This is a genomic window from Pseudomonas sp. TR47 (genome assembly GCF_044143025.1).
Lineage (GTDB): Bacteria > Pseudomonadota > Gammaproteobacteria > Pseudomonadales > Pseudomonadaceae > Aquipseudomonas > Aquipseudomonas putida_E.
The window spans coordinates 163,230-185,166 of record NZ_JBHFCS010000005.1 but is presented as its reverse complement, the minus strand read 5'-3'; the positions used below and the strand labels follow the sequence as shown (position 1 = coordinate 185,166).

The window sequence follows — 21,937 nt, the reverse complement described above, 5'->3', positions numbered from 1 at the left end:
GCCAGAACCCCAGCTTCGAGGTGTTCGTGACAACTGCTGCCCAGGCCAAGGGCACGAAAAAAAACCTGCCGATCGCCACGCCGGTCCGTTCCCTGGATGCGTTGACCGCGGTGCTGCGTGGCCGGCCACTGCTGCCGCTGATGCTGGCCGGCGCCGCAGCTGTGACGCTACTGGTCGGGCTGCTGCTGTGGGCGCAGGAGCCGGAGTACCGGGTGCTGTTCTCCAACCTGGGTGAGGCTGATGGTGGCCAGGTCATTGGTGAGCTGGACAAGCGCGGCGTGCCTTACCGGCTGGGCGAGGGTGGGCATACCATCATGGTGCCCGCCGAGCGGATGAATGCACTGCGCCTGCAACTGGCCGAGCAAGGCCTGCCAAAAGCGGGCAGTGTTGGCTTCGAGCTGCTGGACAAGCAAGCTTTTGGCATCAGCCAGTTTGCCGAACACCTCAATTACCAGCGTGGGCTGGAAGGTGAGCTGGCGCGTACCATCGAATCCCTCGGGCCGGTGGCCCATGCTCGAGTACATTTGGTGATGGCCAAGGACTCGGTGTTCGCCCGTGACCGCGAAGCCGCCCGCGCATCGGTCGCACTGGCCCTGCAGCCTGGCCGTGAACTGGGCCAGGGGCAGGTCAGCGCAATCATTCACCTGGTGACTTCCAGCGTGCCCGAGCTGGCAGTGGATGGCGTGACGGTGGTCGACCAGAACGGCCGTTTGCTGTCGCGCAGCCATTCCAGTGACGGGCTTGACGATGCCAAACTGGACTATGTGGGCGAAGTAGAGCGCACCTACCAGCGCCGAATAGAGGAAATCCTTACACCTTTGCTCGGCAGCCGTAATGTCCATGCGCGGGTCGTCGCGCAAATGGACTTCTCGACCCGCGAGAGCACGGCCGAACGCTACGCGCCCAACCAGGAATCGAAAGCGGCTTCGGTACGCAGTCAGCAGACCTCCGAGCGCATGCTGCAAGGCAGCGACGCCGGCCGTGGCGTGCCTGGCGCACTGACCAATTCACCGCCCAATACACCCGCACCGACCCGCGCCACTGCACCGGCACCAGCGCAGCCGAATGCGACAGCCGGCAGCAGTACCGCCGCTACTGGTGGGGAGCCCGGCAAGTCGCTGCAAACCGAGCGCATGGTCAACTACGAGGTCGATCGTGATGTCGAGCACGTCAAGTCGAGCCTGGGCAACATCCAGCGCCTGGCGGCGGCGGTCGTGGTCAATTACCGCACCGTACTCAAAGATGGCGCCCCCACCAGTGAGCCGTTGAGCAAGGAGGAGCTGGCCGGCATCAACGACCTGGTGCGCCAGGCCATGGGCTTTACCGAAAGCCGTGGTGATACCGTGCAGGTGATCAACAGCCCCTTCGTCGACGAGGATGTACAAGCAGGGGAGCTGCCGTGGTGGCGTACCCCCGAGGCCTACAACCTGGCAATGAGCGCTCTGCGCTACTTGCTGGTGGCCGTCGTTGCCTTTGTGCTGTGGCAACGGGTGATCAAACCGATGCAGCAGCGCGCGCAAGCACAGCGCAAGCACCTGATGGACTTGTCCGAGGATGACTTGGACCTGATGCCGGCAAAATCCCCAGCTGACGCCTTGATCACCGGCAATGACGGCCTCGCGCGCCCGGCGCTGCCTCGCAAGTCGGCGCTTTATGAACAGAACATGGAGAGCCTGAAGCGGCTTGCCAGCGAAGATCCGCGCCTGGTCGCCATGATCGTGCGCGGTTGGATGAAGAACAATGACTAACAAGATCAGTGGGGCACGGCGCAGCGCCATCTTGCTGCTATCGCTGGATGCCGACAGTGCGGCCGAGGTGTTCAAGTTTCTTCCAGGGCTGGAGGTAGAGAACATCAGCCGCGAAATGGCGGGGCTGAGCCAGGTATCCCATGAGGAAATGCGCCAGGTGCTGGCGGATTTCATGGACGAGACCGAGCAGTACGCGGCCATCAATATCCAGAGCAGCGACCATATCCGCGCAGTGCTCACCAAGGCCTTGGGCAGCGAGCGTGCCGCCAGCCTGATCGACGATATCCTGGAAACCTCCAATACCGTCTCGGGTATCGACAAGCTCAACCTGATGGAGGCGCAGATGGTGGCGGAGATGATCCGCGACGAGCATCCGCAGATCGTCGCCACCATCCTTGTGCATCTGGAGCGCCACCAGGCCTCTGCGATTCTTCAACTGCTGACCGAGCGGCTGCGCAATGACATCATCCTGCGCATCGCCACCTTCAGTGGCGTACAGCCGGTGGCGCTGCACGAACTGACCGAGGTACTGGGTGGCATGCTCGATGGTCAGAGCCTCAAGCGCAGCAAGATGGGCGGGGTGAAGGCGGCGGCCGAGATCCTCAACCTGATGGCCTCCAGCCAGGAGTCCTCGGCCATCGACAACCTGCGCAACTACAGTGCCGACCTGGCGCAGAAGACCCTCGACGAGATGTTCCTGTTCGAGAACCTCGCCGATGTCGACGACCGCAGCATCCAGACATTGCTGCAGAACATCGACAGCAACTCGCTGGCCGTTGCGCTCAAAGGAGCGTCGGCGCCGCTGCTCGACCGTTTCATGCGCAACATGTCGCAACGTGCGTCAACATTGTTCCTTGAGGACATGGAGGCCCGTGGCCCGATTCGCATGTCGCAGATCGAAACAGAGCAGAAGTCGATCTTGCAGGTCGTACGGCGCCTTTCCGAAACCGGCGACATGGTGACCGCACGGGGTGACGACGCTTATGTCTGAGCCGATGCCACAAGGGCACTGGCAGCCATGGCAGATGGCGCCGCTGGGCAATGACGAGCCGCCCAGTGGCGAGCCCGCCGCCGCCCGCCGTGAGCAGGCGCGCAGGCGGGCTGTCGAGCAGCGGCTGGCGTTGCAGCAGTTGCGTGAGCGGACACTGGCCGACGCACAGCAGGCGGGCCATGCCGAGGGCAAGGAACTGGGTTATGCCCAGGGGCTGGCCGAGGGCAGGGCAGCGGCCGCCGAGGAGCTGCGCCAGCAGGCCAAAGACGTGCTCGAGCCTCTGCGGGCCTTGTGCCTGAGCTTCGACGAAGCGATGCGCGAAGTGGATGGCATGGTCGCCGCGCGCCTGGGGCAGGTGGCAATCGACCTTGCCGGGCGTCTGGCCGGCAAAGCGCTCGCGGTACAGCCCGAACAGGTGCAGGTGCTGGTGCGTGAAATGCTGGTCTGTGAACCCGCGCTTACCGGCAAGCCGGCACTCAGCCTCAGCCCCGATGACCTGCCCTGGGTGCAGCGCTGCCTGAGTGATGAGCTCGATGCCGCTGGCTGGAGTGTGCAGGAGGATCGTTCGGTGCTGCCGGGTGGTTGCCGTGTATCGAGCGCGACAGGAGAGCTGGATGCCACCTGCCAGACCCGCAGGGACCTGTTCGAGCGCAACGGCCAATGGCTGCTCGATTCGATCAGCGTGGCGCCGGGCGCATCATCGTGAAAACCGACAACCCCCACTTGCAGCGTTGGGGCCGAGGGCTCGAGGCCTTGGCCGGTGACGCGCTGCGGGTGCCAGATTACCGCCGCAGCGGTCGCATCGTTCGTGCCACCGGCATCGTCCTGGAAGCAGTTGGCTTGCGCCTGCCGCTGGGGGCTGGCTGTCGTATCGAACTGAGCCCGGCCAGGGGTGGGGTGGCTGCCGACTATGCCGAGGCCGAGGTGATCGGCTTTGCCGGGGAAGTGCTGTACTTGATGCCGCTTGAAGAAATTCACGGGTTGCAGTCGGGCGCCCGGTTCTTCGCCCTGGCCGACGAGCCGGGGGCCAGCGATGGCGTGCGCCCGGTGCCGTTGGGCATGGCGTTGCTCGGGCGAGTGCTCGATAGCAGCGGTAACCCACTGGACGGCAAAGGGGCGCTGCAAAGCACGCAGCGCGCCAGCCTGCATGGCCAGCCGATCAACCCACTGCAACGCGCGCCGATCGATCGGCAGATCGATGTCGGTATTCGCGCCATCAATGCCCTGCTAAGCGTCGGCAGGGGGCAGCGCCTGGGGCTGTTCGCCGGGTCCGGGGTAGGTAAATCGGTGTTGCTGGGCATGATGGCGCGCTACACCCAGGCCGATGTGGTGGTGGTCGGGCTGATCGGTGAGCGTGGCCGTGAAGTGCAGGATTTCATCGACAACATTCTCGGCGAAGACGGGCTGCGCCGCTCGGTGGTGGTGGCGGCGCCGGCCGATGCTTCGCCGCTGCAACGCTTGCAGGGGGCACTGTATGCGACCCGCCTGGCGGAAGATTTCCGCGACCAGGGCAAGGATGTACTGTTGATCATGGATTCGCTGACCCGCTACGCCATGGCCCAGCGCGAAATCGCCCTGGCGCTCGGTGAACCGCCGGCGACCAAAGGTTACCCGCCTTCGGTGTTCGCCAAACTGCCCAAACTGGTCGAGCGTGCCGGTAACGGGCCACGCGGTGGTGGCTCGATTACCGCGTTCTACACGGTGCTCAGCGAGGGCGACGACCAGCAGGACCCGATTGCCGATTCGGCGCGGGCGATTCTGGATGGTCACCTGGTGCTGTCGCGCCAGTTGGCCGAGAGCGGCCATTACCCTGCGATCGATATCGAAGCGTCGATCAGCCGTGCGATGAGCGCGATCGTCAGTGAATCTCAGCAGCGCAAGGCACAGAAGCTCAAGCAGGCCGTGTCGCATTACCAGCGCAATCGCGACCTGATCAGCGTGGGCGCCTATGCGCCGGGCCACGATGCCCAGCTCGACCGCGCCGTGGCGTTGTATCCGCACATCGAACGCTTCCTGCAGCAGCAGACCCACGAGCGTACATCGATGCAAGACACGCTTGCCGGGCTCAACTTGCTGTTCCCCGGCAAATGACCGCAACCACGCTAAGGCAGGCATGCACCCATGGCCCATGAGTCACTCCAGCTGCTCATCGAACTCACCGAGCGCAGCCGCGAGACCGCGGCCAATGCGCTGGCCCAGAGCCGCCGCGCAGAGCAGCAGATGACCGAACAGCTGCGCCTGTTGGACCAGTATCAGCGCGAGTATCGCCAAGGCCTGCAGCAGGAGTTGGCCGGTGCCGGCATGAGCCCCTCTACGCTGGCCAACTACCGCGGCTTCCTCAAGTCGCTGGAAGGGGCTATCGAGCGGGCAGAGGGTAACTTGAACCGCCACCGCGCCCAACTGGCCCAACACCAGGACACCTGGCGGCAGGCCTGGCGCAAGGTCAATGCCCTGGAAACGCTGCTGGCCCGCCGTGTGGAGCATGGCCGGCTGCTTGCCGGGCGCGCCGAACAGAGGCGTACCGATGAACTGGCTGGCCGCTCGCGCCAGGCCGGGCAATTTGCCTCACCCCTCGACAGTGGATTCTGAAAACACCATGGACATCATCACCGCCATATCCCCTGCGCCTGCGGTATCACTGCAGGCCGCAGGCGGCGACAGTGTCGGCGACAGCGAACCTGGAGCTTTCGCTGTTGCTCTGCAGCAGGCCGAAATCAGCGAGGCCGGCACCGGAGCCGCTGCCCCAGGGCCTTTGGTGCCGGCACCGGGTGCCGCCCCTGCCCAGCCCCTGACTGCCGCCGGCAATGACGGCCTGACGTCGACGGTTGAGGGGGCGGCGCTTGAGCTGCAAGCGAGCGCTGCGCCCGCTAACGAGCAGGTCATCAGAGCGGCGGTGCAGGCTGAACCTGAGGCCACGCCGGCAGTAGCCGCGGTCGACGAAAGCGGGGCTGAGAGCGTCGCCGATGGCGAGGTGCAGCCTTTGGATATCAAGGCCCCGGCTGCAGCCCCGGGGGGCAGCAAGGAGCAGGGCGATGTCGCCGATGATGACACGCCACAATCGGCGGATTCGCTGGACGCGATCCGTCAGCGCCTGGACCTGATCGACAGCGCCGGCCAAATGGCCTCTGGCATGCTCGCCCTCACGCCTGCGGTGGCGTGGGTGCAGGCGCCTGCCGCAAGCGCAGAAGCGGCATCTGGCTTCGGTGTTGCGGATGACCCGGGGCAGGCCACCGAACTGCAATGGCTGCAGAGCGCTACGCAGCCCTTAGAGGCGCAGGCAAGTGAGGGTGTAGACAACCCGGCCGAGCTCGCGCCGGCGGCTGAAGCACCAAGCGAAGGTGTTGGCCGCGTCCAGGGTGACGGCTCCGTCTCTGCGCCAGCCAATTGGGAGCAGCCTTCGCTATCAGGCATCCCGGCATCGAATTCCAGCGTGGTGGGAAGCATCGTCAGCCCAGCCAGCGATGGCGCTGCATCATCCATTACCACGACGCTGGGCACCGACGCCTGGCAGGACGACTTGGGCCAGCAGGTGATCGGTATGGTCCGGCGTGGGGAGCAGCAGGTTGACATGCAGTTGCATCCAGCCGATCTCGGGCCGCTGTCGATCAGCCTCAGTGTCAGCGAGGGTGGCATCCAGGCGCAGTTCCAGTCTGCCCACGCGTCGGTGCGCGCGGCTGTTGAGCAAGCGCTGCCGCAGTTGCAGGGTGCTTTGGCAGCCCAGGGCCTGAGCCTTGGCGAAACATCGGTCAACGATGGTGCGTCCCGTCAGGCTGCGGGTGAACAGCCGCGGCGGGAGCCGCCAGGCAGCGGTGGCGAGGCGCGCGCCCCGCGGGTAGCCCAGGCCAGCGCAACGGTACAGGCGCCTCAGACAACCCATTCCGGCGCAGGGGTCGACCTGTACCTGTGAAGCCCCCTGCAAAGCCGCAAGTTAACGCCCTAAACCCTCGCTAATCAGCCCATGGCACGGGGCGCCTGGTGGGCATACTTGCGCCCTTTCGAAACGCTTTCCCATTCCCAAGGCAGCTGTCCATGCCCACTACCACCAAGAAAATCTGGCTCTGGTTCATTCCATTGGCCCTGGTTGCCGCCGCTGCCAGTTCTGCGGGTGTGTACACCTACGTGATGCGTGAGCGGGCCCATACCCAAGCGACCCGCACGGCTCCTGCGGTACTGCTGCTGGTGAACGTCGCCCCCATGACCGTCAACCTGCACAGCGCCAATGATGAGCCGGCCATGCTCTACGTGGGCTTCAACCTGGAAGTGGGCAATGAAGCGACCCGCAAGTTGCTGGAGCTGTATATGCCGAAAATCCGCAGCCAGCTGCTGACCGTATTGAGTGGGCAGGACAGCACAGCGCTGTCTACGCCAGAGGGTAAAAAAGCGTTGGCGGCACGCATACTCGAGCTGCTGCGCCGTGCCCTGAGTACCGAGCAGCCAGATGCTGCATTGCTCGGCGTGCTCTACACCGACTTCATCGTGCAGTAAGCCATGTCTACCAACGACATGCTCTCTCAAGAAGAGATCGACATGCTGCTGCGCGGTGGTGACGATCTGGACACCTCCGGTATCGGCGATGACGACGGCCTGGATTTCCCGGACGGCTACCCGCACCCCGAGGAGCAGGTGCGCCGCTACGACCCGGCGACTCAGCACCGAGTGATCCAGGAACGCTTGCACACCCTGGACATCATCAACGGCCGTTTCGCCCGTTATTTCCGCATGAGCCTGTTCAACCTGATCCGGCGCAACGTGGATATCACCTTCAAAGGCATTGGCTACCAGAGCTTCAGCGAGTTCTCCCTGCACTTGCCAATGCCTTCCAACATCAATTTGCTGTCGATGAAGCCGCTGCGCGGTACCGCGCTGGTGGTATTCCCGCCAAGCGTAGTGTTCATGGTGGTGGACAACCTGTTCGGTGGCGATGGTCGCTTCGTGACCAAGTCTGAGGGGCGCGAGTTCACCAACACTGAGCTGCGCATCATTCGACGCTTGCTCGGGCTGACGGTGGATGCCTACAGCGATGCCTGGAAGTCGGTTTACCCCTTGGAGATCGACTACCTGCGTTCGGAAATGCAGGCCAAGTTCGCCAACATCACCGGCTCGCCCAACGAGATCGTGGTCAACGCCACGTTCCACCTGGAGGTCGGCAATCTTTCAAGCGATTTCAACATCGTCATCCCCTACCTGATGATCGAGCCGATGCGCCAACTGCTCAGTGGCCCGCTGACCGATGCCGACCCGGAGGAGGAGCGCCAATGGAACCGGCGCATGGCGGACGAGATAACCCATTCGCAGGTTGACCTGATAGCCGACTTCGTCGAGGTGCAGGCACGCCTGGGGCAGGTCATGGAACTGAAAGTGGGGGACGTGCTGCCCATCGACCTGCCCGAAAGCGTCAAGGTGCGCGTCGACGGCGTGCCGGTCATGACCTGTGAGTTCGGCAGTTACAACGGCTCCCGCGCCTTGCTGGTGAAGGAGTTGATCGATCACTCCATCGGCAAGTCGCCCAATTCCAGCCGATTCATCAAGGGCCACCTGCCCAAAGCCAAGGAACCCGATCATGAGTGACCCGAACAAGCCTGAAGCGCACGAAGACGACGAGTGGGCCAGTGCCCTGGCCGAGCAAGGCGCGGGTGATGATGCTCAAGACCCTTGGGCCACGGCATTGGCCGAGCAGCATGAGGCGAAGCCAGCCCCGGCGGACAACGTCATCTTCAAGCCGTTGGGCACAGCCCCTGGGCTGGCATCGCCGCGCGAGCTGGAAATGATCATGGACATCCCGGTGAAGCTGAGCGTCGAGTTGGGGCGCACGCGCATCACCATCAAGCAATTGCTGGAGCTGGCTCAGGGCTCGGTGTTGGCCCTCGATGGCCTGGCGGGTGAGCCCATGGACATTCTGATCAACAGTTACCTGGTCGCTCAGGGCGAAGTGGTGGTCGTGGATGACCGCTACGGCATTCGCATCACCGAAATCATCACGCCCTCCGAGCGCGTGCAGAAGCTCAATCGATGAGCACCGCGACCGCGCTTGCAGTGCCCGCCAGCCTTGGGGTGCCGGCTGACAACCTGGTCGGGCTGAGCCTGCTTGGCAAAACAGCCTTCGCGTTGGGGCTGGTGATGGCCTGTGTGCTGCTGTGTGGCTGGTTGGTATCGCGGCTTGGCACCCGTGTGTCGTCGCCGGAAAAGGTCGTGCACATCGTTGCCAGCACCCGCCTGGGGCAGCGCGAGAAAGTGGTGGTGGTCCAGGTGCGTGGGCGCTGGTTGGTGCTGGGTGTGACGGCTCAGCACGTCGCCTGCCTGTCAGAGCTGGAGGCGCCGGTGGCTGGCACCGAAGCGGCGGTGGAGCCCGCTGCACGTGGTTTTGCCCTGCGTCTGATGGACGCCTTGAAGCAGGGTGGGTTGCGCGACCCGCAGAACCGACCATGAGGACGGCGCGCCTGGTCTTGTTGCCGCTACTGTTGCTGGTGCTGCTGCCGGTCGCCGAGGCGGCACCGGCAATGCAGGGGTTGTCCGGATTCACCGGGCAGGCCGGTGGCGAGAAATGGTCGCTGAGCCTGCAAACCTTGATGCTGCTCAGTGCCATGGCCTTTTTGCCGGCGGTGCTGCTGATGATGACCGGCTTCACCCGTATCATCATTGTGCTTGGCTTGCTGCGCACCGCCATCGGCACCACCAGTGCTCCGCCCAATCAGGTGTTGCTGGGCCTGGCACTGTTCCTGACCTTTTTCGTCATGTCGCCCACGCTGGAGCAGGCTTATCAGAAAGCCTGGGTGCCTTTTTCCCAGGACCAGATGGGGGTTGAGCAGTTTCTCGATGAGGCCAGCCAGCCTTTCCGTACCTTCATGTTGGCGCAGACCCGCCAGGCTGACCTTGCGCTCTATGTCCGCCTGGCGCGCATCGATGATCTCAAGGGCCCGGAAGATGTGCCCATGCGGGTGCTGCTACCAGCGTTCGTCACCAGCGAACTGAAGACCGCCTTCCAGGCAGGCTTCACCATCTTCATCCCGTTTCTGATCATCGACCTGCTGGTGGCCAGTGTGCTGATGGCGCTGGGGATGATGATGGTGCCACCGTCGACCATTTCCTTGCCCTTCAAGTTGATGTTGTTCGTGCTGGTGGATGGCTGGCAATTGCTGCTGGGTTCCCTGGCCCAGAGTTTCTACCCGGTATGAGCCTGCGAGGAGTGCCTTGATGACCCCGGAAATGGTGATGGACCTTGCCTACAAGGGCATGCGCCTGAGCATGACGATAGCGGCGCCGCTGTTATTGGTTACCTTGTGCATCGGCCTGTTGGTGAGCCTGTTCCAGGCAGCGACACAGATCAACGAGTCCACCCTGTCTTTCATTCCCAAGATCGCTGGGGTATGCCTGGTGCTGATTCTCGCAGGGCCCATGCTGATGGAGCTGCTGGTCGATTACACGCGGGCGCTGTTCACCAGCCTGCCGACGCTGGTGGGTTGAGCGCAGTTGATCGAGGTCGGCTGGGATCAGTTGCAGCTTTGGGTGAGCGCGTTTTTCTGGCCGTTCTGCAGGCTGCTGGCGTTTTTCATGAGTGACCCTATCCTGGGCCACAAGAATGTCCCCAGCCAGGTGAAGGTCGGGTTGGCGTTGCTGCTGGCCTTCCTGCTGGCACCCAACCTGCCGCCGATGCCCGATATCGCCCTGTTTTCCTGGGCAGGGCTGGGGGTGATCGTCGAGCAGCTGCTGATCGGCATGTCGCTGGGCATGGTCATGCGCATCGCCTTGGCGGCGGTGGAAATGGCGGGCGACATTTGTGGCATGCAGATGGGGTTGGCCTTCGCGTCGTTCTTTTCCGCCGACACTGGCACCAACAGCCAGGTGCTGTCGCGCTTTCTCAGCCTGGTGACCATCCTGATGTTCCTCGCCCTGGGCGGCCACCTGATGGTGCTGGAACTGCTGGCCAATACGTTCAGCCAATTGCCGATCGGCCACTTCGGTTTCAACCCCCAGGGCTGGAACATGCTGGCACGCCATGGCGGCAGCATCTTCCTGACTGGCCTGCTGCTGGCGTTGCCCATGGTCGGGGCCTTGCTGATCATCAACCTGGCGATGGGTATCCTCAACCGCGTCGCCCCGCAGCTCACAGTGTTTTCAGTCGGCTTTCCGGCAACCTTGTTCGTCGGCATGCTGCTGCTGACGGTACTGGTCGGCGACCTGGGGCAGTTCCTTGCGGGCTTGTTGCAGCAGGCCCTGCAGTTCATGCAGGCCTTGATCGGCCAGCTCGGGCATGCCTGATACGCCGGGTTTTTCGTGCGAAGCAGGCCGCCACTGTGGTTTTACGCAAGCGCTCAGATGTACTCGAAGAGTGACAGCTGCTGCACGCTGGCGAATGTCTGCTGAGCCGCTTGCATCGATACCTGCAGCGTCACGTAGCGGGAGATGGACTCGGTGTAGTCGGCGTCCACCAGCCCGGAGAGCCGCTCGGTGTAACTGAGGGCCAGGTCGTCGCCAATGGTATCGAGCACTTCCACCTGGCCCAGGCGCGTGCCGACCGAGGTGAGGACGGTGAGCACATTGTCCTGGGCATTGCTCAGCTCTCGGCTGGCGGTGGACAGGGTGTTGCTCAGGGCCGCCTGGTCCGCCTCGTCCTCCACCGGCGTCTGCAAGGCGCTGATCAGGTTCTGCAGCGTGGCGAACACGTCGGGGTCGGCATCGGCAGCAGCACTGACCGTCAAGCTGTCACCTTCGGCGGGTGTGCCACTGAGTGTCAGGCTCAGGCCATTGACCTCCAGGGTTTCACCGTCGGTGTAGCTGATCGGGTCCTGGCCGTCGATGCTGTACTGGGTGCTGCCATCGTCGGCGACGCTGAAGGTCAGGGTGAATGCATCGCCATAGTTGGCCGCGCTGGTGTCGGCGACATCCGGGCCGTCGAAGGTCAATGTGCCGGTGTTGTCGCCTGCTTCGGCAATGAAACCGGCGGAGCTGCTAACCGAAAGGAAGATCGCCGCGCCATTGTCGCCGCTGGCCATGCTCTGGGTAGCACTGACCTGCTGCGAGACCACATTGTCATCACCCTGGTAAACCAGCTCGCCATCGGCGTTCTCGGCAAACGCCGGGCTTTGGCTCTGGTAGCCGGAAAACAGGTAGTTGCCATTACTGTCGGTGCTGTTGGCCAAGGTGACAAGTGTGTCGTAGACCCCTTGCAGGGAGGTGGCCAGCGATTCTCGGTCAGCGTCGCTGAGGGTCCCGTTGCCGGCCTCAACCACCAGGCTCATGGCGCTGGTGATGGCGTCATTGATGCTGTCCAGGGTGCTTTCTTCCTGGGACAGCGCCGTGGTGATGGCCGCCCGCGAATCGGCGTACTGCTCGTTTGCCGCAATCGACTGGCGCACGGTGACCGCTTGTGCCGCTGCCAGGGAGTCATCCGAGGGGTTTACCACGCGGGTACCGCTGGATACCTCCAGGGCCGCCTCCTGGTACTGGCTCTGCTGGGCGAGCATGGAGTTGAGGTTCTGGTTGTAGATGGTCGCACTGCTCAGGCGCATGCCGGGCTCTCCTTTGGGGGCAATCAGCTGATGTCGAGGATGGTGTCGAGGACTGTGGTGCCCACTTCGACGATCTTCGCGCAGGCCTGGTAGTACTGCTGGTAGACGATGAGGTTGGCCGCTTCCTCATCAAGGTTCACGCCCGACTCAGACTGCTGCAGGGTGGTCAGCTGTTCGGTCAGCGCCGATTGGGTTTCCAGCTGCGCGGCGACGCGCGTTGCGGTGCTGCCCACGTCGCTCACCAGCGATGCGTAGGTTTCGCTGAGCGTTGCACTGCCGCCGACGATATCGCTGGTTTGCAGGTCGAGCATCGCCAGTGCATTGGTGTTGTCACTGCTGCCGCTGGAGGTACCGGCGGCAATCTGCTCGCCCTCACTAACCAGCGTGGTGAAGCTGCTGGCTGCGTTGCGGGTAGGTTGCACCAGGAAGCTGTCGCCGTCCTCGGCGGTGCCGCTGACGGTAAGGTCCATGCCGGCGAAACTCAGGGTCGCGCTGCTGCTGTCGTAGCTTGCCTCGACGCTGGCGCCGGTGTCATTGCGGGTGACGGTGAAGCCGTCGCTGTCGGACCAGGTCACCGTGTAATCACTGGCCGTGAGGGCGCTGACATCATCGCCGAAGCTGGCGCTGAGGGTGGCGTCGCCGGTATTGCCGGTGTCGCCGTATACCAGCGGGTCGGCCACCGAGAAGAATGCCGTGCCGGTATCGCCGTTGAGGTCAACGCCCTGCGCCTGCAGGGTATTGAAGGCCTGGGTCAGCGACACGGCCATCAGGCCCAACTGGTTCTGGGTGTCGGCCAGGGTGGTATCGCGAAATGACAGCAGGCCGCCGAGCGAGCCACTGTCGAGCACGCTGTCGTCCAGCGTCACGCTGTTGCCGGCGGCATCGACATAGCTGATGGACGCTTCGCTCGGGTCGCTGGCGGAGGCACCGGTGGTCAGTTCGAAGCTGTCGCCCGCAGAGACCAGCGCCAGGCCATTGCTGAGCGATACCGTGTAGCTGCCGTTGTCCTGCACGGTGACGTCTACCGCCACCAGTTCGCTGAGCTGGCTGACCAGCAGGTCGCGCTGGTCGAGCAGGTCGTTCGAGGTGCTGCCGAGCGACCCGGACAGGCTGATCTGTTCGTTGAGGGTCGCGATCTGCGCGCTCAGGTCGTTGATCTGAGTGACCTGATCGTCGATCTGCTCGTTCACGTCGTCCGACATCGCTGAAAGGTAGCTACCCAGCTGGTTGAACTGGCTGGCCAGTGTTTCTGCCGCACCCACCACTTCTTCCCGTGCGGCCGTGTCACTGGCATCTGAGGTCAAGGTCTGGATGGCCGAGAAGAAACTTTGCAGCAGGCTATCCAGACTTGCATCGCTGTCGGCCAGCAGGCTGTCGATCTGATCGACCTCGGTCTGGTAGGTGGACAGCGCGCTTTCTGCACTGGTGGAGCTGTTGAGCTGGGTGGTGACAAACTGGTTGTACTGGCGGTCGACGCTCGATACCTGCACGCCGCTGCCGGAGGCAGACTCGGTGAAACTGGCGACCTGGCGGGTATAGCCGTCGGTATAGGCGTTGGTCGTGTTGTTGCTGCTGGTGGCAAGGGCGATCTGGGCCGCCGAGAGGCCGCTGACGCCAATGGAGATGATGCTCATCGAAAAGCTCCTGGGCTACATGCTGCGCAACATCGGCCTCGGGTCAGGGCATCTTGAGCCTTTATCCATTGCTGGTTGCACAAAAGCGTTGGCAAATGCGTGCGGGCCTTATTGGTCGTTGGCCAGTGCTACCTGCCCGGCAGATGGCAGCGGCCCGATGGTCGCCATGACCGCGATCAGCTTGTCGGCATAGTGTGGGTCAGTGGCGTACCCGCCTTGCTGCAGCGCTAGCGCTGCCTCTGAGCTGCTTGTGGCGTTGCGCGCCGCTGCATAACCGGGGCGGCTGCGGATCAAGCGCGCGTAATCGTCGAAAGCGGCCTGAGCGTGGGGATAGACGCGGAAGCTCTCCACCTGTTTGTGTGCCTCGCCGGCGACGTATTCGGTGGTCTGTATCTGCGTGGTTTCACCTTGCCAGCGCCCGCCGGCCTTGATACCGAACAGGTTGTGGCTGTCCGCGCCGTCGGCGGAGGTGATGCGCCGTCGCCCCCAATCGGTCTCCAGAGCGGCCTGGGCAAGAATCAGCTGTGCCGGCACGCCGCTGCTGCGTGCGGCCATGCGCGCCGGTTCGGCCAGCCGGGCCACGAAGTCCTCGACATGCTCGGCACGGCCAGCTGCTTCGTCGCGCACTTCATAGCGCTTCCAGGCATTGAAAGCCGGCGTTTGTCGGGCCAGGCTGACGAAGGGCGATTCCTGTGCAGCAGTCGGGGGCTCGGCCACCAGCCCGCTTGTCGAAAGGCTACGCGTCAGTTGCTCGGCCAGGCCCATGCCGTGCCCGGCCAGGCTCTGAGCCCATTGCTGGTCGAGCATCTCGGTATAGAGTTGGGTTTGCGAGTTGTTGGACAGCTCCGACTTGGGTATCGCCGCACGCATGCTCTTGAGCATCGTCTGCAGGAACAGCGCTTCGAACTGCCGGGCCGCTTCCTTCAGGCCTGCCTCACCACTGCGCCCGGCCTGGCTGCGCAAACGTTGCAGGCCCTGAACGTCGAGCGCGAACCCCGCCGCGCCATCAGCCATGCTCATCAGATGATCTCCAGTTCTGCACGCAGGGAACCGGCGGCCTTGAGCGCCTGGAGAATGACCATCAGGTCCTGTGGCGTGGCACCCAGGGCGTTGAGGCCTTTGACCACATCCATCAAGTCGGCGCTGCCTTCCAGTACGTGCAGGGCGCGGGCCTGGGTTTCGATTGATATGTCGCTGTTGGCGGTGGCCGCAGTTTGTCCGCCGCTCAAGGCGCCTGGCTGGCTGACGCTGTTGGTGGTGTCGATGGTGACCGATAGATCGCCGTGGGCCACGGCGGCACGGAACAGCTTCACCGAGCCATTGAGCACCACCGAGCCGGTGCGCGAATCGAGTATGACTTTGGGCCGTGCCTGCATTGGCATTACATCGATGCTGTCGATCCGGGCCATGAAATTGACCCGCTCGTTGGCCGAGAGCGGCCCTTGTACCTGCACCAGGCCGCCGTCCACCGCCGAGGCGACGGTGCTGCGCATCACGCTGTTTATGGCGAACACTACCCGCTGCGCGGTGGCCGGGTCGGGCTCGCGTAGTTGCAGTTCGAGGATGCCGTGCTGGGCGCCGAGGTCGAGCGGCACGCTGTGCTCCACCACTGCCCCGCGGCTGATGCGGCCACCGGCCAGCTGGTTGATCTGCACGCTGCTGCCATTGGCTGCCGCACCAGCACCACCCACCAGCAGGTTGCCTTGGGCCATGGCATACACATCGCCGTCGGCACCTTTGAGCGGGGTCATCAACAGCGTTCCACCCCTGAGGCTGCGGGCGTTGCCGATGGAAGAAACGACCACATCGATCTGCTGGCCGGGGCGGGTCAGGGGCGGCAGGTTGGCGGTGACGATCACCGCCGCGATGTTACGCATCTGCATGTTGGCGCCGGCCGGCAAGGTAACGCCGAGCTGGGAAAGCATGTTGGTCAGACCCTGCTCGGTAAAGGGGCTTTGGGTGGTCTGGTCGCCTGTACCGTCCAGCCCGACCACCAGGCCATAGCCCACAAGGTTGTTGCTGCGGATGCCGGCGAAATCGGCGATGTCGCGGATCTGCTCCGCGTGCGCCGTGCCGCCCAGTACCAGCGCGAAGGCGCCAAACAGCGGGCGCAGGGCGCGGGCCGCGCAGTGCAGTCGGCATCGCAGCCCGGAAGTGAACGGGGAGTCGGCCATGATGCGCTCGTTAGAAAGGTGACAGGTTGAGGATGACGCGTTGCAACCAGCCCATGCGTTGCGCCTCATTGATGTAGCCTTCGCCGACGTACTCGATGCGTGCCAGGGACACCTGGCTTGAAAGCACGGTGTTCTCCCCGGTGATCGAGCGTGGGTTGACCACGCCGGAGAAACGGATGAACTCGGTGCCCTGATTGATGGCGATCTGCTTGTCGCCACGCACCCTCAAGTTACCGTTGGCCAGCACCTGCATGACCGTGACCGAAATGGTGCCGGTGAACGAGTTGTTGGCCTTGGAGCCACCACTGCCGGCGAACTCATGGTCGGTCGAGGCATTCACGCCGTAGTTGCCAACCTTGGAGTCACGGTCGGAGCTGGTGGAAAACGCCAGGCCCAGGCTGCCGCTGCGGTCGGCATTGGACGATGAGGTCTTGCTGGCGCTGACCTGCTCGTTGAGTTCTACGGTCAGCGTATCGCCGACCATCCGCGGGCGGCGGTCCTCGAACAGCGGTTGCGAACCGCGCTGCCCTTGGTAGATCGAGCCATTGGCCAGGCGTTCGGGCAAGTCGGGCACCTGCATGGACTCGTCGGGCACCACTGGCTTTGGTACCAGTTGCGCACAACCGGCAGCCGATAGCACAGCGCCGAGCAGCACGGCCAGGCAAACGAAGGGCAGGAGCTTGAGCGATGCGTTGCGGGGTTGGGACATGGCCATCAGAGCTGGGTCAGGCGCTGCAGCATTTCGTCGGAGGTTTCGACGGCCTTGCTGTTGATTTCATAGGCGCGCTGGGTCTGGATCATGCCCACCATTTCCTCCACCACATTGACGTTGGAGGTCTCGACATAGCCCTGGCTGACAGTGCCGCCACCGTTCAGGCCGGGTGTCGTCTCGGTGGGGCTGCCGGAAGCATCGGTTTCCTGGTACAGGTTCTGGCCGATGCTCTGCAGGCCCGCATTGTTGACGAACAGTGCCAGGTTCAGTTGGCCCACTTGGGTGGAGGCGGTGCTGTCGGGCTGGGTCACCGAGACGATGCCGTCGGTGCTGATGGAAATCGACGTGGCATTGGCCGGAATGGTGATCCCTGCCGTCAATTTATAGCCATTGGAGCTGACCATCTCGCCGTTGGCGTCGAGCTGAAAGCTGCCGTCGCGAGTGTAGGCGGTCGAGCCGTCGGGCATGTCGACCTCGAAGAAACCCAGGCCATTGATGGCCAGGTCCTTGGAGCTGCTGGTCTCTTCCAGGTTGCCCTGGGTGTGCAGGCGTTCGGTGGCCACCTGGCGCACGCCGGTGCCGACCTGCAAACCTGAAGGCAGCCGGGTGTCGGTGCTGCTCTGAGCCCCCGGCTGGCGCACGTTCTGGTAGACGAGGTCCTCGAACACGGCGCGTGAGCGTTTGAAGCCGTTGGTGCTGACGTTGGCCAGGTTGTTGGCAATGACGTCGAGCTGCCCTTGCTGGGCCTCAAGCCCGGTCTTGGCCGTCCACAGTGATCTGATCATCGGTCGGTTACCTGTTCATTCGGCGCCCGGCTCAGCCCTGCAAGGCGAGCAACTGATTGGCGCTCTTGGCGTTGTCGTCGGCGGCGCTGATGGCCTTCATCTGCATTTCATAGCGGCGGGCGTTGTCGATCATGGCCACCATGGCGCCGGTCGGGCTGACGTTGCTGCCCTCCAGTGCGCCCGGGGTGACGCGCAGGCTTTCATCGGCCGCCAGCTGCTGATGGATGCCATTGGCGTCGGCCGGCTGGCGCAGCAGCCCGTCATTGCCCGCTTCCAGGGTGCCTGGCAGGGCTGACACCAGCTTGAGTTTGCCGACCGGGCTCAGCCCACGCGGCTCCATGCCCTGTTCGCGAACACTGATGGTGCCGTCGCTACCCAAGCTGACTTCGCTGCCCAATGGCACGCTGATGGGGCCGCCATCGCCCATCACCGGCAGCCCTGCCACGGTCATGGCACCGCTGCCGTCCACTTGCAGGTCACCACGGCGGGTGTAGGCTTCCTGGCCATCGGCGGTCTGCACCGCGAGCAGCGTGTTTTCGCCCAGCGCCACGTCGAGGTTGCGGTCGGTGTGGGTGATGGGGCCTTCGGACCAGTCCACGCCCACGCCAGTGGCGCTGACTGAAACCCGCGTCGGCAGGCCTTCGCCTGCCACCGGTGAAGACTGCATCTGCACCAGTTGCGCACGAAAACCGGGCGTGACGATGTTGGCCAGGTTGTTGGCGACTACCGCCTGTTGCTCGAGTGCCTGGTTCGCCCCGCTCATGGCGGTGAAGAGCATCCGGTCCATGGTGTCAGGAACCGATGTTCACGGCTTGCTGCAGCACTTCGCTCTGGGCGGTCACCGACTTGGCGTTGGCCTGGAAGGTACGCTGGGCGATGATCAGGTTTACCAGCTCGGCGGTAAGGTCGACGTTGGAGTCCTCGGTGGTGCCACTGAGGATCGAGCCTAGCGACCCGCTGCTGGCAAGGCCCAGCAGCGCTTGGCCCGAGGCGGTGGTGGCAATCCAGGTGTTGTCGCCATTGGCCTGCAGACCATTTTCGTTGGAGAAGCTGGCCAACTGGATCTGGTCGATTTCCTGGGTTTGATCGTTGGAGTAGGTAGCGATCACAGTGCCGGTGTCATCGATGGTGAAACTGATCAGGCTGCCCGAGGTATAGCCGTCCTGGGAGATGCTCGATACTTCGGAGTCGTTGCCGAACTGCGTGGTACCGGTCAGGTCCAACGCGATGGACATCGTCGCCGCACCGTTGGCCGGGTCGTAGGTATAGGTGCCTGTTTCGCCGCTGGTGATCAGGCCGCTAGAGCTGAAGGTAACTGTCTGGCTCTCGCTCAGCAGGTTGCCATCGATGGCACTGTGGATGTCCCAGGTGTTTTCGGCGGTTTTGCTGAAGTACAGCGTCGAGGTGTGGCTGTTGCCGAGCGAGTCGTAGACCGTGGCCGTGGTCGAATAGGAATAGGTCGATGCATCGGTGGCATCGAAGGTATCGGTAATGATGTCTTCGCTGGCATCAAGGTTCAGCTCTGCATCCAGTTCCGTACTGGCGCTGGCCTGCATACCGCTGGTGGGGATCTGGATCACGCCATTGGCACCAAGCAACTGGTCGCCGGCCGAGTTCACCAGGTAGCCGTCGGCTGTCAGCGTCAGCTGGCCGTTACGCGAGTAGACGGTCTGCGTGCCATCGGTGAAGGTGAAGAAACCGTCGCCATTGATGGCCAGGTCCAGGCTGTTGTCCGTGGTGGTCAGGCTGCCTGACTCGAAATTCTGCACGACACCGGACACCGTTGTACCCAGGCCCACATCGGCCCCTGAGTAGACGTCGGCGAACTGCACCGTAGAGCTCTTGAACCCCACGGTCTGCGAGTTGGAGATGTTGTTGCTGACGACCTCCAGGTCGGTGGATGCGGCGGTCAGGCCGCTGAGCGCTTGGGAAAAGCCCATGGTTGTTCTCCGTGATTAGGGTTCAAAGCACCAGCTTGATGTCGCCGAGGCCGACGTTGTCGTTGACGCCGCCCAGATCGAGCGCAACCTCGTCGCTGCTGTCGGTGGTCACACCGGTCACCAGGGCGTATTTCAGTGCGGTTGCGGTCACGCTGGCGTCATCGCTGGTCGCACTCACGGTGAAGGTGTAACTGCCATCGGCGGCAGTCGTGCCGTCGTCCTGCACACCGTCCCAGTACAGGGCCTGAGTACCGGCGCTCATGTCGCCTGCGTCCAGCGTGGCGACCACGTTGCCGCTGCTGTCCGAGATGTTGATGGTGACGCTGTCCGCATCGCTGCCCAGGCTGACGCCGAAGGCGGTGGCGACGCCGCTGGCCACCTGGATGCTGTCGCCTTCGATCAGCACGCCGTTACCGACCAGAGCAGAGGCCTGCAGGGTCTCCGATGCGCTGATCTGGCTGGAAATACCCTCCAAGGTGCTGGTCACTTCTTCGATGCTGCTGATGGTGCTGATCTGCGCCAGCTGCGTGACCATCTCGCTGTTGTCCAGCGGGTCGGTGGGGTCCTGGTTCTGCAGCTGGGTGGTCAGCAGGGTGAGGAACTGGTCTTGCAGCTCGTCAGCGCTGGAGGCTGTGCTGTCGCTGGTGCTGCTGGTGCTGCTGGTGCTGTTCATGGTCGAGAGGACCGAACTTGCGATGGTGCTGGTCATGGTCAGGCCTCGCCAAGGGTCAGGGTCTTGAGCATCAATTCTTTGCTGGCGGCCATGACTTCGACGTTGGCCTGGTAGGAGCGCGAAGCGGAGATCATGTTGACCATCTCGCCTACGGGCTCGACGTTGGGCATGGTCACGTAGCCCGATTCGTCGGCCAGCGGGTCGCCGGGGCGGTACTCCTGGCGCATGGGCGAGCCGTCCTCGATCACCTGGCTCACCCGCACGCCGCCCACTTCGCTGCCGTCCTGGTACTGGGTCTCGAATACCACCTGGCGGGCGCGATAGGCTTCGTTGTCCGGGCCGCTGGTGGTGTCGGCGTTGGCCAGGTTGCTGGCGGTCACGTTCATGCGCTCGGACTGTGCGCTGAGCGCCGAGCCGGCGATGTCGAAAATACTGAACATGGACATGCGGTTTACCCCGGGTTATTCGGATTGCATCGCGTTCTTGAGCGACTGCAGGCGGTTGTTCAGGAAGGTCAGGCTGGCTTGGTAGCGGACGCTGTTGTCGGCGAACTGTGCGCGCTCCCGGTCCATATCCACGGTGTTGCCGTCAAGGCTTGGCTGGTCTGGCACGCGGTACAGCAGTTCATGCACCGAACTGCTGCCGCTGGAGGCATGCAGATGACGGTCAGAGGTGGTGGCCAGGGACATGCTGCTGCGCGAGCGGCCCTGGTTCAGGGAGCTGGCCAGTTCGGTGGCGAAATCGAAGTCCCGGGCGCGGTAGTTGGGCGTGTCGGCGTTCGCGATATTGTTGGCCAGCACTTGCTGGCGCTCAGCGCGCAAGCTCATCGCGTCTTGCGCAAAGCGCAGCTCGTTGTCGAGTTTGTCGATCATGCCTGCGGCCCGTGCCATCTGTTGAACGGCGTGCAGAGTAGAGGGGATGAGCATGGGGCAAAGGCCGGAACAGACCGCTATTTGGCGAGCAATTCGACCTTTGCGTTGTTGCAGAGCTGCCTAGAATGCTGCGCCTGAAACTCTACAAGAGGCATCGGCTCGATGACCGGACCACTTACCGTAGGTGCTGGCCTGGCGCGTATCTGCCGGTCGCTGGGGATGCTGTTGTGCCTGGCCCAGGCCAGTGCCGCGTTCGCTCAGGACGATGCGCTGCAGGCTCGGGTTAGGCAACTGATCGAACCGCGACTGCCGGCGGGTAGCCGCCTGACGCTGCTGGACATCGGCCAGCCGGTCTCGCGAATCAGTGCCTGTGCCGTACCCCGACCCTACCTGGTGCACCCGCGCCGCCTGCCCGTCGGGCGTGTAGCGATGGGCGTGCGTTGCGCAGGTCAGGATGGCGTGCTCGGCTACCTGCAGGTGACGGTCAGCGCCGTAGGCAGCTATGTCGTGAGCGCACGCAGGATCAAGGCAGGCGAGGTCATCCAGGCCAATATGCTGATCAGCCGGCGCGGGCCGCTGCAAGATCTGCCCCAAGGCAGTGCATTGCGCGCCGAGCAGGTGGTCGGCCGGCAAGCTGCTCGTGGCGTGGAGCGCGGCGCCGTGCTTGCGCTCAAGGGGGTTCGCGAGCGCTGGCTGGTTGAGCGCAACCGCCCCGTGGTGTTGCGCGCGCAGGGGGCGGGGTTCACCCTCAGCCGCAATGGCAAGGCCTTGGACAATGGTGGCCTGGGTAACAGGGTGCGTGTACTGGGCGGCGACGGCCGAATGCTCGATGCTCAGGTCGTTGGCAAGAACGAACTGCTGCTGCGCTACTGATTTTTTGTCAAAAACCTATCGCCGGCCAA

General features: G+C 63.6%; 25 protein-coding genes. 14 read left to right on the top strand and 11 right to left on the bottom strand.

Annotated features, from left to right (window positions below):
• Nucleotides 1-26 precede the first annotated feature (26 nt).
• From fliF to fliR, 13 genes are all read left to right on the top strand, one after another.
• Complete coding sequence (fliF, locus tag ACEWE8_RS07890) at nt 27-1,748, top strand: flagellar basal-body MS-ring/collar protein FliF (RefSeq protein WP_046787072.1); 1,722 nt, start codon at nt 27-29, stop codon at nt 1,746-1,748.
• Nucleotides 1,741-2,739 (top strand): flagellar motor switch protein FliG, encoded by a 999-nt coding sequence (gene fliG, locus ACEWE8_RS07885; RefSeq protein WP_046786925.1) that lies wholly within the window; start codon nt 1,741-1,743, stop codon nt 2,737-2,739. Before fliF ends, fliG begins: the two co-directional genes overlap by 8 nt.
• On the top strand, nt 2,732-3,445 hold the full coding sequence (locus ACEWE8_RS07880; protein ID WP_046786926.1) for a flagellar assembly protein FliH: 714 nt from the start codon (nt 2,732-2,734) through the stop codon (nt 3,443-3,445). Before fliG ends, ACEWE8_RS07880 begins: the two co-directional genes overlap by 8 nt.
• Complete coding sequence (gene fliI, locus ACEWE8_RS07875; RefSeq protein ID WP_046786927.1) at nt 3,400-4,830, top strand: flagellar protein export ATPase FliI; 1,431 nt, start codon at nt 3,400-3,402, stop codon at nt 4,828-4,830. Before ACEWE8_RS07880 ends, fliI begins: the two co-directional genes overlap by 46 nt.
• Before the next feature lie 30 nt (nt 4,831-4,860).
• Nucleotides 4,861-5,328 (top strand): flagellar export protein FliJ, encoded by a 468-nt coding sequence (gene fliJ / locus ACEWE8_RS07870; RefSeq protein ID WP_046786928.1) that lies wholly within the window; start codon nt 4,861-4,863, stop codon nt 5,326-5,328.
• A gap of 7 nt (nt 5,329-5,335) precedes the next feature.
• Complete coding sequence (locus ACEWE8_RS07865; protein ID WP_052750451.1) at nt 5,336-6,646, top strand: flagellar hook-length control protein FliK; 1,311 nt, start codon at nt 5,336-5,338, stop codon at nt 6,644-6,646.
• A 122-nt stretch (nt 6,647-6,768) separates the two neighbouring features.
• Nucleotides 6,769-7,224 (top strand): flagellar basal body-associated FliL family protein, encoded by a 456-nt coding sequence (locus ACEWE8_RS07860; RefSeq protein WP_046786929.1) that lies wholly within the window; start codon nt 6,769-6,771, stop codon nt 7,222-7,224.
• A gap of 3 nt (nt 7,225-7,227) precedes the next feature.
• The gene (gene fliM / locus ACEWE8_RS07855; protein WP_046786930.1) at nt 7,228-8,307 is read left to right on the top strand and encodes a flagellar motor switch protein FliM; all 1,080 of its coding nucleotides are present in this window, start codon (nt 7,228-7,230) and stop codon (nt 8,305-8,307) included.
• Complete coding sequence (fliN, locus tag ACEWE8_RS07850) at nt 8,300-8,752, top strand: flagellar motor switch protein FliN (RefSeq protein WP_046786931.1); 453 nt, start codon at nt 8,300-8,302, stop codon at nt 8,750-8,752. Before fliM ends, fliN begins: the two co-directional genes overlap by 8 nt.
• A complete protein-coding gene (gene fliO, locus ACEWE8_RS07845; protein WP_046786932.1) occupies nt 8,749-9,165 on the top strand; it encodes a flagellar biosynthetic protein FliO in 417 nt (138 codons plus the stop codon). Before fliN ends, fliO begins: the two co-directional genes overlap by 4 nt.
• Nucleotides 9,162-9,911: a flagellar type III secretion system pore protein FliP gene (gene fliP / locus ACEWE8_RS07840; protein ID WP_046786933.1), complete on the top strand. Its 750-nt coding sequence runs from the start codon at nt 9,162-9,164 to the stop codon at nt 9,909-9,911. Before fliO ends, fliP begins: the two co-directional genes overlap by 4 nt.
• Before the next feature lie 19 nt (nt 9,912-9,930).
• On the top strand, nt 9,931-10,200 hold the full coding sequence (fliQ, locus tag ACEWE8_RS07835) for a flagellar biosynthesis protein FliQ (protein ID WP_046786934.1): 270 nt from the start codon (nt 9,931-9,933) through the stop codon (nt 10,198-10,200).
• Between the two features lie 42 nt (nt 10,201-10,242).
• A complete protein-coding gene (gene fliR / locus ACEWE8_RS07830) occupies nt 10,243-10,995 on the top strand; it encodes a flagellar biosynthetic protein FliR (RefSeq protein WP_223255144.1) in 753 nt (250 codons plus the stop codon).
• Between the two features lie 53 nt (nt 10,996-11,048).
• On the opposite strand, the gene flgL is transcribed toward fliR, so the two are convergent.
• The 11 genes from flgL to flgB all read right to left on the bottom strand — a co-directional run bounded on the left by flgL (nt 11,049) and on the right by flgB (nt 21,035).
• Nucleotides 11,049-12,245: a flagellar hook-associated protein FlgL gene (flgL, locus tag ACEWE8_RS07825; protein WP_046786936.1), complete on the bottom strand. Its 1,197-nt coding sequence runs from the start codon at nt 12,243-12,245 to the stop codon at nt 11,049-11,051.
• Between the two features lie 23 nt (nt 12,246-12,268).
• Entirely contained in the window at nt 12,269-13,879 is a 1,611-nt protein-coding gene (gene flgK / locus ACEWE8_RS07820) for a flagellar hook-associated protein FlgK (RefSeq protein WP_046786937.1), read from the bottom strand.
• 108 nt (nt 13,880-13,987) lie between these two features.
• A complete protein-coding gene (flgJ, locus tag ACEWE8_RS07815) occupies nt 13,988-14,899 on the bottom strand; it encodes a flagellar assembly peptidoglycan hydrolase FlgJ (RefSeq protein WP_223255140.1) in 912 nt (303 codons plus the stop codon).
• On the bottom strand, nt 14,899-16,053 hold the full coding sequence (locus ACEWE8_RS07810) for a flagellar basal body P-ring protein FlgI (protein ID WP_080952146.1): 1,155 nt from the start codon (nt 16,051-16,053) through the stop codon (nt 14,899-14,901). Before ACEWE8_RS07810 ends, flgJ begins: the two co-directional genes overlap by 1 nt.
• A 10-nt stretch (nt 16,054-16,063) precedes the next feature.
• Nucleotides 16,064-16,762, bottom strand: coding sequence for a flagellar basal body L-ring protein FlgH (locus ACEWE8_RS07805; RefSeq protein WP_177010140.1), 699 nt, complete (start codon nt 16,760-16,762; stop codon nt 16,064-16,066).
• Between the two features lie 5 nt (nt 16,763-16,767).
• Entirely contained in the window at nt 16,768-17,550 is a 783-nt protein-coding gene (gene flgG / locus ACEWE8_RS07800; RefSeq protein ID WP_046786939.1) for a flagellar basal-body rod protein FlgG, read from the bottom strand.
• A gap of 31 nt (nt 17,551-17,581) precedes the next feature.
• Nucleotides 17,582-18,337, bottom strand: a complete 756-nt coding sequence (locus tag ACEWE8_RS07795) for a flagellar basal body rod protein FlgF (protein WP_046786940.1) — start codon at nt 18,335-18,337, stop codon at nt 17,582-17,584.
• A gap of 4 nt (nt 18,338-18,341) precedes the next feature.
• Nucleotides 18,342-19,490 carry a flagellar hook protein FlgE gene (flgE, locus tag ACEWE8_RS07790; RefSeq protein WP_046786941.1) on the bottom strand — a complete coding sequence of 383 codons (1,149 nt, stop codon included), beginning with the start codon at nt 19,488-19,490 and terminating at the stop codon, nt 18,342-18,344.
• 22 nt (nt 19,491-19,512) lie between these two features.
• Nucleotides 19,513-20,199 carry a flagellar hook assembly protein FlgD gene (locus ACEWE8_RS07785; protein WP_395589241.1) on the bottom strand — a complete coding sequence of 229 codons (687 nt, stop codon included), beginning with the start codon at nt 20,197-20,199 and terminating at the stop codon, nt 19,513-19,515.
• A gap of 2 nt (nt 20,200-20,201) precedes the next feature.
• Nucleotides 20,202-20,609, bottom strand: coding sequence for a flagellar basal body rod protein FlgC (gene flgC / locus ACEWE8_RS07780; RefSeq protein ID WP_046786943.1), 408 nt, complete (start codon nt 20,607-20,609; stop codon nt 20,202-20,204).
• A gap of 15 nt (nt 20,610-20,624) precedes the next feature.
• Nucleotides 20,625-21,035, bottom strand: a complete 411-nt coding sequence (gene flgB / locus ACEWE8_RS07775; protein ID WP_046786944.1) for a flagellar basal body rod protein FlgB — start codon at nt 21,033-21,035, stop codon at nt 20,625-20,627.
• Between the two features lie 162 nt (nt 21,036-21,197).
• Here flgB and flgA point away from each other — a divergent pair, with 162 nt between their 5' ends.
• Complete coding sequence (gene flgA, locus ACEWE8_RS07770) at nt 21,198-21,908, top strand: flagellar basal body P-ring formation chaperone FlgA (protein WP_223255141.1); 711 nt, start codon at nt 21,198-21,200, stop codon at nt 21,906-21,908.
• Nucleotides 21,909-21,937: the final 29 nt, after the last annotated feature.

Coding starts and splice junctions, on each gene's coding strand:
- fliG (WP_046786925.1), top strand. CDS start 1,741: ATGACTAACAAGATCAGTGGGGCACGGCGCAGCGCCATCTTGCTGCTA.
- ACEWE8_RS07880 (WP_046786926.1), top strand. CDS start 2,732: ATGTCTGAGCCGATGCCACAAGGGCACTGGCAGCCATGGCAGATGGCG.
- fliI (WP_046786927.1), top strand. CDS start 3,400: ATGGCTGCTCGATTCGATCAGCGTGGCGCCGGGCGCATCATCGTGAAA.
- fliJ (WP_046786928.1), top strand. CDS start 4,861: ATGGCCCATGAGTCACTCCAGCTGCTCATCGAACTCACCGAGCGCAGC.
- ACEWE8_RS07865 (WP_052750451.1), top strand. CDS start 5,336: ATGGACATCATCACCGCCATATCCCCTGCGCCTGCGGTATCACTGCAG.
- ACEWE8_RS07860 (WP_046786929.1), top strand. CDS start 6,769: ATGCCCACTACCACCAAGAAAATCTGGCTCTGGTTCATTCCATTGGCC.
- fliM (WP_046786930.1), top strand. CDS start 7,228: ATGTCTACCAACGACATGCTCTCTCAAGAAGAGATCGACATGCTGCTG.
- fliN (WP_046786931.1), top strand. CDS start 8,300: ATGAGTGACCCGAACAAGCCTGAAGCGCACGAAGACGACGAGTGGGCC.
- fliO (WP_046786932.1), top strand. CDS start 8,749: ATGAGCACCGCGACCGCGCTTGCAGTGCCCGCCAGCCTTGGGGTGCCG.
- fliP (WP_046786933.1), top strand. CDS start 9,162: ATGAGGACGGCGCGCCTGGTCTTGTTGCCGCTACTGTTGCTGGTGCTG.
- fliQ (WP_046786934.1), top strand. CDS start 9,931: ATGACCCCGGAAATGGTGATGGACCTTGCCTACAAGGGCATGCGCCTG.
- flgL (WP_046786936.1), bottom strand. CDS start 12,245: ATGCGCCTGAGCAGTGCGACCATCTACAACCAGAACCTCAACTCCATG.
- flgK (WP_046786937.1), bottom strand. CDS start 13,879: ATGAGCATCATCTCCATTGGCGTCAGCGGCCTCTCGGCGGCCCAGATC.
- flgJ (WP_223255140.1), bottom strand. CDS start 14,899: ATGAGCATGGCTGATGGCGCGGCGGGGTTCGCGCTCGACGTTCAGGGC.
- ACEWE8_RS07810 (WP_080952146.1), bottom strand. CDS start 16,053: ATGGCCGACTCCCCGTTCACTTCCGGGCTGCGATGCCGACTGCACTGC.
- ACEWE8_RS07805 (WP_177010140.1), bottom strand. CDS start 16,762: ATGTCCCAACCCCGCAACGCATCGCTCAAGCTCCTGCCCTTCGTTTGC.
- flgG (WP_046786939.1), bottom strand. CDS start 17,550: ATGATCAGATCACTGTGGACGGCCAAGACCGGGCTTGAGGCCCAGCAA.
- ACEWE8_RS07795 (WP_046786940.1), bottom strand. CDS start 18,337: ATGGACCGGATGCTCTTCACCGCCATGAGCGGGGCGAACCAGGCACTC.
- flgE (WP_046786941.1), bottom strand. CDS start 19,490: ATGGGCTTTTCCCAAGCGCTCAGCGGCCTGACCGCCGCATCCACCGAC.
- ACEWE8_RS07785 (WP_395589241.1), bottom strand. CDS start 20,199: ATGACCAGCACCATCGCAAGTTCGGTCCTCTCGACCATGAACAGCACC.
- flgC (WP_046786943.1), bottom strand. CDS start 20,609: ATGTCCATGTTCAGTATTTTCGACATCGCCGGCTCGGCGCTCAGCGCA.
- flgB (WP_046786944.1), bottom strand. CDS start 21,035: ATGATCGACAAACTCGACAACGAGCTGCGCTTTGCGCAAGACGCGATG.
- flgA (WP_223255141.1), top strand. CDS start 21,198: ATGACCGGACCACTTACCGTAGGTGCTGGCCTGGCGCGTATCTGCCGG.